11 protein-coding genes are annotated in these 14,067 nt (G+C 66.7%); 9 read left to right on the top strand and 2 right to left on the bottom strand.

Features of this window, described 5'->3' with window-relative positions:
• Nucleotides 1-64: 64 nt before the first annotated feature.
• The 4 genes from AC1DKR_RS13525 to AC1DKR_RS13510 all read left to right on the top strand — a co-directional run bounded on the left by AC1DKR_RS13525 (nucleotide 65) and on the right by AC1DKR_RS13510 (nucleotide 5,736).
• A complete protein-coding gene (locus tag AC1DKR_RS13525) occupies nucleotides 65-1,186 on the top strand; it encodes a sensor histidine kinase (protein ID WP_478033254.1) in 1,122 nt (373 codons plus the stop codon).
• Nucleotides 1,183-1,956, top strand: coding sequence for a LytR/AlgR family response regulator transcription factor (locus tag AC1DKR_RS13520; protein ID WP_363731448.1), 774 nt, complete (start codon nucleotides 1,183-1,185; stop codon nucleotides 1,954-1,956). Before AC1DKR_RS13525 ends, AC1DKR_RS13520 begins: the two co-directional genes overlap by 4 nt.
• 142 nt (nucleotides 1,957-2,098) lie before the next feature.
• Nucleotides 2,099-2,992, top strand: coding sequence for an NAD-dependent epimerase/dehydratase family protein (locus AC1DKR_RS13515; RefSeq protein WP_478033253.1), 894 nt, complete (start codon nucleotides 2,099-2,101; stop codon nucleotides 2,990-2,992).
• Nucleotides 2,993-3,201: 209 nt separating this feature from the next.
• Nucleotides 3,202-5,736 carry a methyl-accepting chemotaxis protein gene (locus tag AC1DKR_RS13510; RefSeq protein WP_478033252.1) on the top strand — a complete coding sequence of 845 codons (2,535 nt, stop codon included), beginning with the start codon at nucleotides 3,202-3,204 and terminating at the stop codon, nucleotides 5,734-5,736.
• Nucleotides 5,737-5,808: 72 nt separating this feature from the next.
• Here AC1DKR_RS13510 and AC1DKR_RS13505 read toward each other — a convergent pair whose 3' ends face one another.
• Entirely contained in the window at nucleotides 5,809-6,195 is a 387-nt protein-coding gene (locus tag AC1DKR_RS13505; protein ID WP_478033251.1) for a DUF2628 domain-containing protein, read from the bottom strand.
• Between the two features lie 216 nt (nucleotides 6,196-6,411).
• On the opposite strand from AC1DKR_RS13505, the gene AC1DKR_RS13500 reads away from it, so the two are divergent.
• Nucleotides 6,412-6,582 carry a hypothetical protein gene (locus AC1DKR_RS13500; RefSeq protein ID WP_165933884.1) on the top strand — a complete coding sequence of 57 codons (171 nt, stop codon included), beginning with the start codon at nucleotides 6,412-6,414 and terminating at the stop codon, nucleotides 6,580-6,582.
• A 58-nt stretch (nucleotides 6,583-6,640) separates the two neighbouring features.
• Here the strand turns inward: AC1DKR_RS13500 and AC1DKR_RS13495 are convergent, their stop codons facing one another.
• On the bottom strand, nucleotides 6,641-8,677 hold the full coding sequence (locus AC1DKR_RS13495) for a TonB-dependent receptor domain-containing protein (RefSeq protein WP_478033250.1): 2,037 nt from the start codon (nucleotides 8,675-8,677) through the stop codon (nucleotides 6,641-6,643).
• Nucleotides 8,678-9,171: 494 nt separating this feature from the next.
• Here AC1DKR_RS13495 and mdoH point away from each other — a divergent pair, with 494 nt between their 5' ends.
• The 4 genes from mdoH to AC1DKR_RS13475 are packed head-to-tail and all read left to right on the top strand — an operon-like array spanning nucleotide 9,172 to nucleotide 13,593.
• Nucleotides 9,172-11,097: a glucans biosynthesis glucosyltransferase MdoH gene (mdoH, locus tag AC1DKR_RS13490; RefSeq protein ID WP_428703904.1), complete on the top strand. Its 1,926-nt coding sequence runs from the start codon at nucleotides 9,172-9,174 to the stop codon at nucleotides 11,095-11,097.
• A 50-nt stretch (nucleotides 11,098-11,147) separates the two neighbouring features.
• Nucleotides 11,148-11,807: an alpha/beta hydrolase gene (locus AC1DKR_RS13485; RefSeq protein ID WP_280884825.1), complete on the top strand. Its 660-nt coding sequence runs from the start codon at nucleotides 11,148-11,150 to the stop codon at nucleotides 11,805-11,807.
• Nucleotides 11,808-11,837: 30 nt separating this feature from the next.
• A complete protein-coding gene (locus AC1DKR_RS13480) occupies nucleotides 11,838-12,854 on the top strand; it encodes a sensor histidine kinase (protein ID WP_394197994.1) in 1,017 nt (338 codons plus the stop codon).
• Between the two features lie 10 nt (nucleotides 12,855-12,864).
• Complete coding sequence (locus tag AC1DKR_RS13475; RefSeq protein ID WP_025879008.1) at nucleotides 12,865-13,593, top strand: LytR/AlgR family response regulator transcription factor; 729 nt, start codon at nucleotides 12,865-12,867, stop codon at nucleotides 13,591-13,593.
• Nucleotides 13,594-14,067: the final 474 nt, after the last annotated feature.

Here is a 14,067-nt window from a genome sequence, read left to right as displayed (position 1 = left end):
TTCATTGCCGGCCACGCTGTGCCTAAGATGGCGCTGGCCCGCTTCGGGCACAGGGACGCATGCGATGAAGATCCGCCTTGGCCATACCCAGATCGACGTGCTGCGTTACCTGCTGCTGTGGCTGGCGGTGGCGTTCGCCTTCACCCTGCAGAGGGTGTTGAGCCACAGCCTGCAGGGCCAGTCATTCCCGTTCGAGGTCTACCTGCGCTGGTCGATGATCCAGTGGTTCACCTGGGCGGCGCTGGCGCCGCTGGTGTTCACTTTGGGCGAACGCTATCCGCTGCAGCCGGAGCGAAGGCTGGCCGGGCTGGGCGTGCAGCTGATGGCCAGCGTGGGGGTGACCGCGCTGGCGATGGTGGTGGGCGCCCTGGTGTCCACCTGGTTCGAGCCCAGCAGCTTTGGCGAGCAGTTGTGGTATTTCATCGCCCAGCATTTCGCGATGGGTCTGCTGACCTACTGGGCCCTGTTCGCGATCCAGCAGGCGCTGTATTTCCAGCAGGAAAAAGTGCGCCGCGAGGTCGAGGCAAGCAGGATGGCGACCGAGCTGGCGCAGTCGCGGTTGCTGGCATTGAAGTCGCAGCTGCAGCCGCATTTCCTGTTCAATACGCTGCACGCAATCATCACCCTGCTGGATGAAGACAAGGCCAGTGCCGAAGACATGCTGCTGCGTCTGAGCGAGCTGCTGCGTGCCTTCCTGGAAGACTACGATGGCCAGGAAATCAGCCTGCGCCAGGAACTGGAGTTGATCGAGCTGTATCTGGGCATCCAGCGCACGCGCTTCAAGGATCGCCTGCACAGCCGCATCTACGTTGCACCGGAACTGCTTGATGGCGCGGTTCCAAGCCTGATCCTGCAACCGCTGGTGGAAAACGCGCTGCGCCATGGCATCGGCCGCAACCTTGGCGAAGACACCATCGAGATCGAGGGCCGCCGCGACGGTGACATGCTGTGCATCGAGGTGCGCAACCAGAACAGCACGCTGCAGCAGCCCGGGGCGCCAGGTGGCCATGGTATCGGCCTGTCCAATACGCGGCTGCGCCTGCGCGAGCTGTATGGCGATGCGGCCGAGGTACGCCTGGACCTGCTCTGGCCGCAGGGTGTGGCCTGCCGGGTGCGGTTGCCACTGCGGATGCTGGACGATGCCGATGACGCTCCCGAGTTTGTCGTGCACGGTAGTGCCACATGAGCCTGAGTGTGCTTGTGGTGGACGACGAGCCGATCGCCCGGCGCGCGGTGACGCGTCTGCTGCACGGCGATGCAGACATCGGCAGTGTGGCCGAGTGCGGTGACGGCGTGTCTGCCGTGGCGGCCATCCGCGCACAGTCACCGGACCTGGTGTTCCTGGATGTGCAGATGCCTGGCATCACCGGTCTGGACGTGCTGGCCACTATCGGTGCCGCGCGGATGCCGGCCACGGTATTCGTCACCGCCTACGAGCAGTACGCGGTACGCGCATTCGAAGCCAACGCCCTGGATTACCTCGTCAAGCCCTTCAGTCGCGAGCGTTTCGCGGCCGCCTTGCTGCGCGCGAAATCCCGGCTGGCCCAGGCCGCCAATGCAGCCGACAACACGCGCCTGCTGCAGGCGCTGGATGTGCTGCGCAGGCGCGAGGATTATCTGCAGCGTATCGCCGTACGTGATGGCGAGGCAGTGCTGCTGCTGGCGGTGCAGGACATCCTCTGGATCCGCGCCAATCGCAATACGGTGCAGCTGCATCTGGCTGATCGCGTACATGAGCTTCGCGAAACGATGAACAGCCTGGCTGAACGGCTCGATCCCAGGCATTTCGCCCGGGTGCATCGCTCGGCCATCGTCAACATCGCACGGGTCAGGACGATCCACCCCTGGTTCAATGGTCATCACGTACTCACCCTGGAGAACGGCCAGCAGCTGCGCATGAGCCGTTACCAGAACGAAGCCTTCCTGCGGCTGGTGTCGGCCCGCTCGGAGGCGTGAGTTCCTGTTGCCCGGTCAAGCGCCGCCGACCTGACGGGGGTGGCATGCAGAATGTCATCGATTCCTATCGCCGATGCCATCGGGCTTGCCTAGAATCAAGGCATCCCGGTAGGTCCCGGGCGCTGTCGAGTGAATGGATTCAATGAAGATTCTGTTGACCGGAAGTTCCGGGCGGATAGGGCGCGCGATCTTCGGTGCGCTGGCGGGTGCCAATGAGGTGGTAGGGCTGGATCGCAGTCCCTTCGCAACCACGCGCGTGATTGCCGATATCACCGATCGCCGGGCGCTGGAGCGTGCCGTGCAGGGGGTCGATGCCGTGATCCACACCGCGGCACTGCACGCACCCCACGTGGGCCTGGTACCCGACGCGGTGTTCCAGCAGATCAACGTGGACGCCACTGCAAACCTGCTGCAGCTGGCGCGCGAGGCTGGCGTGCAGCGCTTTGTCCTGACCAGTACCACGGCGTTGTACGGCCATGCCGTGGTGTCTGGCGGCTGCCGTTGGATCGACGAGGACACCGAGCCGCTGCCCCGCACGATCTACCACCGCACCAAGCTGCAGGCCGAGGCGGCTGCCGAAGCGGCGGCCAGCACATCGTTCACCGTGCGCGTGCTGCGGATGGCGCGCTGCTTCCCCGAGCCGCCTGACCGTATGGCGATGTTCCGCCTGCACCGTGGTATCGACGCACGCGACGTGGCCAGCGCGCATGCCGCGCTGCTCCACGATGAAGGCGCGCCCTTCCAGCGCTACCTCGCGTGCGCGCCAACACCCTTCCGGCGCGAGGACTGCCTGCAGCTGGCCGCCGATCCGCGCCAGGTGCTGGCGCGCCGCGCACCGCAGCTGCTGGCCGAGTTCGAGCGCCGTGGCTGGCCGCTGCCGATCAGCATCGACCGGGTCTATGACAGCAGCCGGATGCGTGCAGCGCTGGGCTGGCAGCCGCGTTTCGGTCCGGAGGACGTTCTGCAGCAGTACGCCGCAGGCAGCATCGAGGTCCTGCCCCGTGCGGAGTGGATACGCGACCGCGTGGCCGAGTAGCACAGGCCGCTGTCGACGGCCGCAGCTGAGCAGGTTCAGGTTTGTGCGTGCGCTGAGCCTCAACCTCGCCCGGCCATGGCCGCTAACCCGGTGCGCGCTTTCCTGCGCCGGGTTCCGATCCGGCAGGGCAGGCGGCCCGCGCGATGGATCGCGCATCTGCGCGGTGCCCTGGTGGCACCGGTCGACCTGAACTGCCTGCGGATCCTCCCATGTCTTCTTCCCGTTCCGTCGCTGCCCGTCGCCCCGGCAGCATCGCCCACAAGCTGATGCTGGGCACCGCGGTGATCGCGTTGCTGTGCTTCGGCGCGACCGCGTTCCTGATCTATCACCAGGCCAGTTCGGCGCTGGTGTCGTCCTCGCGACAGACCATGGCCAGCGAAGCCCGTGCCGAGGCGCGCCAGGTGGCTGCCGACCTGGGCACGGCCTTCGCCAGCAACGATGCGATGGTGGAAACCGTGCTTGCCCAGCGTGCGCGCGGTGATGCGCCTGATCGCGCAAGCCTGGCCAACGTCATCGGCGAGCAGCTGCACGCGCACCCGGAATGGCTGGGCAAGAGCACCATGTGGGAGGCCAATGCCTTCGACGGCAAGGATGCCGAGTTCATCAACAGCGAGGCGCACGACGCCACCGGCCGCTACATGAGCTACTGGGCCTGGCAGGACGGCAAGCCGCAGCAGTCGACGATGACCGACTACACCGAGACGCCCAGCGGCTCGGGCAACTGGTACATGGTGCCCAGCCGCGACAAGCTGCCGCTGGTCAGCGAGCCCTATGCCTACGACATCGGCGGCAAGCAGGTGCTGATGAGCACCCTGAGCACCCCGATCGTCGAGAACGGCACCTTCCTTGGTGTCTTCACCGTCGACTTCTCGCTGGACGCGCTGCAGAAGCACCTGGCCACGCTGACGCCGATGGGCGCCGGCCGTGTCGAGCTGCTCTCGCCGAAGGGCGTGGTGCTGGCCTCGGCCGACGCTGCCGAGATCGGCAAGCCGCGCACCGATGCCGCCACCCTCGGCATGCTGGCGCAGATCGCCGCCGACAAGACGTATGAAGCATTCGAGCCCGACGCTGCCGGCAACGTCCGCCTGTACGTGCCGCTGCAGGTGGGTGACGCGCCGCAGCGTTTCGCGCTGGGCGTGGTGGTGCCGCATGCGGTGATCATCGCGCAGGCCCGCGAGTTGCTGTGGATCATCCTGCTGGTGGGTGTGGTGGCCGCGCTGGTGCTCAGCGGTGGTGTCTACCTGCTGCTGCAGCGGCTGGCTGTGCGCCCGCTGGCACAGGCGGTGCGTATTGCAGGCGACGTGGCTGCGGGCAAGCTGGACACCGCCATGCCGGCGCTGGGCAACGATGAAGTGGGCCGGTTGCTGGACGCGATGCAGGGCATGCGCGGCCAGCTGCAGGCGGTGATGGCCGCACAGGCGGAGATGGCGCGCCGCCATGATGCCGGTGAAATCAGCTACCGCATGGATGCCTCGGTGTTCCCGGGCGAGTACGGCCGCATGGTGGCCGACAGCAACCAGCTGGTGGCCGACAGCAATGCGGTCACCCAACGCCTGGTCGAGGTGATGCAGCGCTACGCGGTGGGTGACCTGAGCGTGGACATGGAGGCACTGCCGGGCGAAAAGGCGGTTTTCACCGCTGCCATGGCAACCACCAAGACCAACCTGGCGGCGATCAACGAACAGATCCAGCAGCTGGCCGCTGCGGCGGCGGCAGGCGATTTCGCGGTGCGTGGCGATGCCCAGCGCTTCGAGCATGACTTCCGCCGCATGGTGGAAACGCTCAACACCATGATGCAGGTCAGCGACCAGAACCTGGCTGCGCTGTCGACGTTGCTGCGCGCCATCGCCGCCGGTGACCTGAGTACACGGATGGAGGGTGACTTCCACGGCGTGTTCGCGGTGATGCGCGACGATGCCAACAGCACCGTGCAGCAGTTGACCCAGATCGTCGGCCAGATCCAGCAGTCCGCTGCCAGCATCCGCCTGGCCGCAGGCGAGATCGCGTCGGGCAACAGCGACCTGTCACGCCGTACCGAGCAGCAGGCGGCCAACCTTGAAGAGACCGCCGCGTCGATGGAGGAACTGACCTCCACCGTGCGCCAGAACGCCGATCATGCCCTGCAGGCCAACAAGCTGGCGGCCTCGGCCGCAGGCGTTGCCAGCGAAGGCGGGCAGGTGGTCAGCCAGGTGGTGCAGACCATGGAGCAGATCGAGACCTCTTCGCAGCGCATCGCCGAGATCATCTCGGTGATCGACGGCATCGCTTTCCAGACCAACATCCTGGCATTGAACGCGGCGGTGGAAGCGGCGCGCGCCGGTGAACAGGGCCGTGGCTTTGCGGTGGTCGCCAGCGAAGTGCGCGCGCTGGCACAGCGCTCGGCGGGCGCGGCCAAGGAGATCAAGGAGCTGATCGACGCTTCGGTCGGCCATGTCGGCGCCGGCGCGCAGCTGGTGCACGGTGCGGGCCGCACGATGCAGGAGATCGTCGGCCAGGTCGGCCGGGTCAACGAGATCATGGCCGAAATTTCGGCCGCCTCGCGCGAGCAGTCGGCCGGTATCGAGCAGGTCAACCAGACCGTGGTGCAGATGGACGAGACCACCCAGCAGAATGCTGCGTTGGTGGAAGAAGCCACCGCTGCGGCGCGGGCGATGGAAGAACAGGCCGAGCAGCTGGCGGTGGCGGTGTCACGCTTCCGCCTGCAGGCCGACACCCGACCGGCTGCCGCGTTGCGCGCCGCCTGAGCCGGGGCATGAACGACGACGCCCGGCCAAGGCCGGGCGTCGATGTGCCGCTGCGTGTGTGGTGCGCTGGGCTTAGAACATGCCTTCGAAGGGGTTCCAGCTGGTGTTGCCCTTCACCTGTTCCAGGTAGTAGCTGTAGTTGGTGCTCGAGGCGACCAGGAAGTTCATTGCGATGAACAGTGCGCGGGCCACGATGTCCGGCAGCACCAGGCTGACCGCGATCAGCACGATGTTGATGCCGATCACCACCAGCGCCTTGCGCCACATGCCGAGGATGAACAGATAGATCGCGCCGAAGAAGAAGGCGAAGAAGTTCAGGTTGATCTTCAGGCGGTCGCCGAAGGACAGCGCCTTCCAGGCCTGCTTGAAGCCGGGCTCCTTGGGAGCGCCGCGCTGCTGGAAGAAGTTGAAGCGGAACTGCCACTTCGGGCTGAAGCGGGTCAGGTCAATGGTGTTCATTTATAGGGACTTCCCTGTTAGGAAAACGTTTTCATGATAAGTGAGTCACATTCAGCAAACCAGCTTGGAGCGTCAAAAATGTGACGTTCCTACGGCAAGGGGCTTGCGTCCCGGTGCCGCACCGTCACCCATCCGCCTTGTTTTTAGGATAGGGTGCGCAGTTCCGCTGCCACCCCGGTTGTTCACGGGTAGCAGCGGTATGTCCATGGAGGTTGCATGACCACACCAGCTACACCGGAAAACGCACCCGGACCGGTGCTCCTGCCGACACCCGAAGTGGTGCAGGCACAACAACTGCTCGCCCGCCAGCAACTGGCGGTGGCGATGGACCGTGCACGCATCGCGGCCAGCCGCGACGCTGCAACGGCTGTACTGGAAAACGACTGAGCCTGGAAAAAGCCGCCACGATCGCGCTGGCCTGCTGCCAGCGCGATCGCAGTGCGCATCAGAAGCGCGCGGTCATGCTGAGGAAGTAGCTGCGGCCGGCGACGAAGTAGTCGGTGGCGCCGTCGGCGTACAGCTTCTTGTCGGCCAGGTTGCTGACGCCGCCACGCAGGGTCAGCACCTCGTTGACGTTCCAGGCAGCGGTCAGGTCATACAGCGTGTAGGCCTTCAGGAAGGTATTGACCACGCCGGTCTGCTTGCCGGTGTACTGCGCCGACAGGCTGCTGGAGAACGTGGTGTTCGGGGTCCAGTCCAGAGACGAATAGCCTGAGAACTCCGGGGTGTCGATCAGGTTGCGGCCGGTGGTCAGGTTCTTGGCTTCCTTCATCCAGGTCGCCGACGTGCGCCAGCGCCAGTGATCGCCGAAGCGGAAGTTGAGGTTGCCTTCCATGCCGCTGGTGCGCGCGCGCTGCACGTTGCTCATGCGCGTCCACCAGTAGCCGTTGAAGAAGCCCAGCGCTTCATACTCGATCTTGTTCCTGAAGTCGGTATGGAAGTAGGTCAGGCCGGCGTCGACCAGATCGTTGTCGAAGCTGACGCCGATCTCGCGGTTGGTGCTGGTTTCCGGGTCCAGGTCCGGATTACCGGCCATGTAGCAGCCGCCACGCACGTAGCCCAGCGGGTACAGCGAGGTGCAGCCGCGGCCGCCGGACTGGGTCGCCGCGCTGGGCGAATTCTCGGTCAGGCTCGGCGCGCGGAAGCCCTTGGACACGCCGCCACGGATCGTCCACTGCTCGCTCGGGTGCCAGACCAGGTAAGCACGCGGACTTACATGGCTGCCGAACTGTTCATGGTGGTCCAGGCGCGCGCCCAGGGTCAGTGCCAGGGTGCGGTGCAGCTTCAGCTCGTCTTCGACGAACAGCGCCCAGGTGTCCACTTCCAGGCTGGAGCCGACCACCGGATTGCCGGCGTAGTCGATCGGAGCCTGGCCGATGGTGTCGGTGTTGGTCAGCTCCTGCCGCTTCCATTGGCCGCCCACCGCGAACTGGTGGTCCACGCCCAGGGTGAAGGGCGTGCTCAGGCTGCCTTCGATGATCGTATCGGTTGCCTCGGAGCGACCGGTGGCGCCGATGTCGTTCTTGTACTCGGTCCAGTACGCGCTGAGCTTGGAGGTGCCGAACTCCCACTTGCCGTCGTGGTTCAGCGCCAGCGAACTGCGCTTGAGCTCACTGGCACCCCATGCGCCCTCGTCCTGCTTTTCCAGCGTCTGGGCGATGAAGGCCTGCTGCACACCGTGGCCAGCTTCCAGCGACACCTCCTGTGCCTCGCTCAGCTTCCACTGCAGCAGCGCGTCGACATTGCGGTCCTTCTCACCGGCGTAGGCGTTGCCGTACACGCCGCCGTTGGAGCGGTCCGAGTCGCGGCGCATGCTGTTGGCACCGATGCGCAGGCCGAAGCGCTCGCCCAGCGGGCCGGAGAAGGTCGCGCCGATCTGCTGGGTATCGCCACGGTCGCCATCCTGCGGCCGGGTGTAGCTGTGGGTCGCGCTGCCGTTCCAGCTGTCACCGATGCGCTTGGTGATGATGTTGATCACCCCGCCCATCGCGTCCGAGCCATACAGCGAGGACATCGGGCCGCGCACTACTTCGATGCGTTCGATCTGGTCGGGGGAAATCCAGTTCAGGTCCTGGCGGCCCAGGTCGGGGCGATAGTTGGTCGAGGCCGAGCTGCCCATGCGCTTGCCGTCCACCAGTACCAGCGTGTAGTTGGACGGCATGCCGCGCAGCTTGATCTTGGACTGCTCGCCAATGGCGCTGAGCCCACCGGTCACGCCCGGAATACGGCTGAGCAGGGTGGCCAGGTCGTGCACCGGCTGGCGTTCGATGTCTTCGCGGCTGATCACGCTGATGCTGGCCGGGGCATCCTTGATCCACTGCTGGTTGCCCGAGGCGGTGACCACCACGGTATCCAGGTCCTTGGTCGAGGCATCGGCGCTGGCTTCAGCGGCGGCAAGGGCAGGCAGGGTCAGCAGGCAGGCGACGGCCAGGGCGCTGGCCAAGCGGGTGCGCGACGGGCGCGCGGAACGAAGAGGGGACATGACGGCTTCCAAGGGAGAGGAGAGACCCGGTGGAAGCAGCAGGCGCACGCAGACAGCAGGCAGCCACCCCTTCCCTGGGTCGTCGGGCGCGCGGAAGGTCCGGCGCAGCTGGGTGGGTCCGGTGCGCGGAGCGCGGCGACCTGCCTGGTTAACGGAATGATAACCGTTCTCGTTTGTTACGATCCAGTACTTTCCGGGATGGATCGACACCCGCGGGGGGCACGGCGTGGTTCGCCTGCTGATTGCTGAATGGGGAGATTTCCCGGCGTAGACCTTCGCACCCGGCTTACATTCGGGGCCATAGACTGGGCCGCATTTTTCGATTCCGCCCCGTTGGAGATCGTGTGGGTTCTGGTAGTGACAGACAGCGACTGCGCGGCATGACGCCGTGGCAGACAGGACAAGTGCGGACGCCGGGAATGCGTGCCAGGAACCTTGGTGCATGCAGCCTGGCCGGGACGGCCGGTCCTGCGGCCTGCAGGGAGTAGGCGGCCATGGGGAGTGAAACCATCGAGGCGGAACCGGTCACGGCCGGTCCTGACGCGGGCTGGGCCCTGCTGCCGGCCGAAGCACCGCTGGTGATGCCTGAACAGACGCTGCGGCAAGGCGCGCTGAAGGTCCGGCGCCATCGCACCTCGCCGCGCATGATCGGCCTGCGTCGCCTGTACATCCTTGGCGGCACGGTGGCGATGACCGCCGTGGCCACCCGGATGATGTGGCGGGTGCTGTCCGGCAACGGCATCAGCGTTCTAGAGGCCTGCCTGCTGGTGCTGTTCGTCGGCCTGTTCGCCTGGATCGCGCTGTCCTTTGCCAGTGCGGTGGCCGGCTTCCTGACGGCCGTGTTCGACCGGGGCTACCGCCTGGGCATCGATCCGGACAAGCCGCTGCCGACCGTGCACAGCCGCACCGCGCTGCTGATGCCCACTTACAACGAAGACCCGCGCCGGTTGCTGGCCGGCCTGCGCGCGATCTACGAATCGGTGGCGGCCACTGGCCAGTTGCAGCGTTTCGATTTCTTCGTGCTCAGCGATACCCGCCGCGAGGACATCGCGCGTGCCGAAGAACAGGTGTTCGCCGAACTGCGCGAACTGGTGCCCGATGGGCAGGCGCGACTGTTCTATCGCCGCCGCGGTGACAACAGCGCGCGCAAGGCCGGCAACATCGCCGACTGGGTACGTCGCTTCGGCGGTGCCTACCCGCAGATGCTGATCCTGGACGCCGACAGCCTGATGACCGGTGACAGCATCGTGCGCCTGGTGGCCGGCATGGAGCACAACGCCGACGTCGGCCTGATCCAGACGCTGCCATCGGTCATCGGCGGCCGCACCCTGTTCTCGCGCATGCAGCAGTTCGGCGGGCGCGTGTACGGGCCGGTGATCGCCCGTGGCGTGGCTTGGTGGCACGGTGCCGAAAGCAATTACTGGGGGCACAACGCGATCATCCGCACCCGTGCCTTCGCCGACCACGCCGGCCTGCCGGAGCTGCCGGGTCGCAAGCCGTTCGGCGGCCACGTGCTCAGCCATGATTTCGTGGAAGCAGCGCTGATGCGCCGTGGTGGCTGGGCCGCGCACATGGTGCCCTACCTGGGCGGCAGCTACGAGGAAGGCCCGCCGACGCTGACGGACCTGCTGGTGCGCGATCGCCGCTGGTGCCAGGGCAACCTGCAGCACGGCAAGGTGGTGGGCAGCCGTGGCCTGCACTGGATCAGCCGCGTACACATGCTGATCGGCATCGGCCACTACTTCACCGCACCGATGTGGGCGATGCTGATGCTGATCGGCATCGCCATCCCGCTGTTCCAGGAAGGCATCGATTTCAACGCCCTGCTGCACCTGTCGCCCAGCGTGTACTGGCGTGCGCAGGATGAAGAACAGGTGGTGCGCCTGTTCGCCGCCACCATGGCAGTGCTGCTGATGCCCAAGGTGCTGGGTTACCTGGCGATGCTGCTCGATCCGGTTGAACGCCGTGGCTGCGGAGGCGCGATCCGGGCGTTCCTGTCGATGCTGGTGGAAACCGTGCTGGCCGCGCTGATGGCGCCGGTGGTGATGTACGTGCAGTCGCGTGGTGTGGCCGAAGTGCTGTCTGGGCGTGACTCGGGCTGGGATGCACAGCAGCGTGACGACGGTGGCATCTCGTGGATTTCGCTGGTGCGCGGCTACGGCGGCCTGGGCGTGTTTGGCGCCTTCATGGGCGTGCTGGCGTGGGCGGTGTCGCCGTCGCTGGCCGCCTGGATGGCGCCGGTGGTGATCGGCATGGTGCTGGCGGTGCCGGTGGTGGCATTGACCTCGCTGCGCGGGCCGGGTGCCTTCCTGCATCGCCTGGGCCTGCTCGACATCCCCGAAGAGAACATCCCGCCGCCGGTGCTGGTGCGCGCCGCACAGCTGCGCCGGGAAGCGGCCGAGCAACCGCCGCTGTACTGATCGCACCGTGCCAGCGGCATAATGCGGCTTGAACGTACAGGAGCCGCAACATGCTGCAAACGGTGGAACAGGAAACCGGCGCCTCGCCGCAGTGGTCGGTGATCTGGCTGCACGGCCTCGGTGCCGACGGCCATGATTTCGCGCCGATCGTGCCCGAGCTGGTGCGCCCGCACTGGCCGGCGCTGCGCTTCGTGTTCCCGCACGCACCGGTGCGGCCGATCACGATCAACAACGGCGTGCCGATGCGTGGCTGGTACGACATCGTTGGCATGGACTTCCGCTCGCGCGCCGACATGACCGGCGTGCAGGAGTCGGTGGTGCAGCTGGATGCCCTGATCGCCCGCGAGATCGAACGAGGTGTCGCCGCCGATCACATCTTCCTGGCCGGCTTTTCGCAGGGCGGGGCGGTGATCCTCAGTGCCGCGCTGGCACGCACTGCACCCTTGGCCGGCCTGATCGCACTGTCGACCTACCTGCCGGAGGCCGAAAGCGCGTCGCGCGTCGATGGCGCGGTGGACGTGCCGGTGTTCATGGCCCACGGCAGCAGCGACCCGGTGATCCCGCAGGCAGTGGCCGCGCACAGCGCCGAGACGTTGCGCACGCTCGGGCTCGACGTGCAGTGGCACAGCTACCCGATGGCCCACCAGGTCTGCGCCGAGGAAATCGACGCGTTGGGCGACTGGCTGCAGGCACGCCTGGGCGTCGCCTGACCCATGGCCGCAAGCGCTGCCACCCCGTGGATGCCGGAACTGTGCCGCTTGCCGCGGTTGGCAGCGATGCTCGGCCTGGCCGAACTGGTGGTGGTGGTGCTGGCGCTGGCGCCCGATGGCAGCCGCCACTGGACGATGGGGGAACTGGCCTCGGCCAGTGGTTTCGCGCTGTGGCTGGCGCTGGCGGTCACCGCCAGCCTGTGCCTGCTGCGGCAGGCGCTGTCGAAGCTGCCGGAAACGCTGGGCGCCGTTGCCGCCGTCGGCCTGGCCGCGCTGATCGCCATCCTGTGCGCGGGCATCATCCACGCCCTGTATGCCGTGCTGGGCGACAACTTCGCGCGCGGCATCGGCTTCTGGCGCTTCACCCTGGGCAGCGCGGCCACCACGGCGCTGATCACCGCGTTGGCGCTGCGCTACTTCTATGTCAGCGACCGCTGGGCGGCGCAGGTACAGGCCAATGCCCGTGCGCAGGCTGACGCTCTGCAGGCGCGCATCCGCCCGCACTTCCTGTTCAACAGCATGAACCTGATCGCCAGCCTGCTGCATCGCGACCCGGCGGTGGCCGAGCGCGCCGTGCTCGACCTGTCCGATCTGTTCCGCGCCGCACTGGGTGCAGGCGAGGGCGATTCGACCCTGCGCGATGAGTGCGAACTGGCCGAACGCTATCTGTCGATTGAATCACTGCGTCTGGGCGACCGCCTGCGGGTGAACTGGCAGCGCGATGAACCACTGCCCTGGGACCTGCCGATGCCGCGGCTGGTGCTGCAGCCCCTGGTGGAAAACGCGGTGCTGCACGGCATCTCGCGCCTGCCCGAAGGTGGCACCATCGAACTGCATCTGGCCTGTGTGGGCAGCGAGCTGCAGATCCGCGTACGCAATCCTGCACCGGATCCGCAGGTGCCCGGGCTGGCCCTGGCGCAGGGAGCAGGCCACGCCCAGCACAGCATCGGCCATCGCCTGAGCTGGCGCTTTGGCCGCGCCGCGCGGATGACGGCTGGCTGGAGCGAGGGCTACTATGCCTGTCAGGTGACGGTGCCGATCCAGTGAGGGGACGATCGTGAGGGTAGTCATCGCCGATGACGAACCGCTGGCGCGCGAGCGCCTGCGCAGCCTGTTGGCCGCGCAGGAAGGGGTGGACGTAGTGGCCGAGGCCGGCAACGGCGAGCAGGCCCTGCACGCGTGCGCCGAACTGCAGCCGGACCTGGTGCTGCTGGATATCGCCATGCCCGGCCTGGACGGCCTGGAAGCGGCCCGCCACCTGGCCAGTTTCGAGCCGAGGCCGGCGGTGGTGTTCTGCACCGCCTACGATGCGCACGCGCTGTCGGCGTTCGAGGCAGCGGCCATCGATTACCTGATGAAGCCGGTGCGCGCCGAGCGGCTGGCGGCGGCGATCGCGCGCGCCCGCACCTTCCTGGCCGGCCGTGACGGGCAACCCCAGCACACCGGCGGCCAGGCCCGCAGCATGCTGTGTGCCCGCCTGCGCGGCAGCCTGCGGTTGATTCCGCTGGACGATATCCACTATCTGCAGGCCGAAGAAAAGTACGTGGTGGTGCATCACGCGCGTGGCGAGGACCTGATCGAGGAATCGTTGAAGTCGCTGGAGGAAGAGTTCGCCAGCCGCTTCGTGCGCATCCATCGCAACTGCCTGGTGGCGCGCCACGAACTGGTGGAACTGCGGCGTGGCAGTGGTGGCCAGGTGCAGGCGGTGCTGCGGCATGGCAAGCAGCCGCTGGAAGTGAGCCGGCGCTGCGTGGCGACGCTGAAGCAGGAATTGCGGCATTTGTAGGTTTTCCGCGCGGCCTGCGGCCGCGACTGCTTCGAAATCAACAGCAACAGCAACAGCAACAGCGGGTCATGGCTCGGTGTTGCTACGTGCTGGGTTGGGCSGGGGTGGGGTGGCGGGACACGCCGTAAACCCATCCCTGGGGGCTCGATGGCGCCATCCTTGGCGCCAACGGTCCCGCCACCCCATCCCGGCCCAACCCTCTCGTTGTCCACTGCGTCGGACGGCAAGAGCATTGTTGTTATCGGGCGGGAAAGAGGGGTCAGATCCCTTTTCCTGCGGAAAAGGGATCTGACCCCGGAAGCCGTCGGCTGTTGCTTCTGCTTCTGCTTCTGCTTCTGCTTCTGCTCTTTCTTTTTTCTTTTGATCTTCCGTGGCTGACGCACACGGGAACTGTCAGAGGCCGGGCGGGGTGGGTGCGCGGGGGTGTCCGCGGCATGGATGCCGCGGCCAAGCCCCCAGGGATGGGTTTACGGC

This window comes from Stenotrophomonas sp. 01N47, from assembly GCF_056399165.1.
This window is presented reverse-complemented; position numbering and strand designations above follow the sequence as displayed.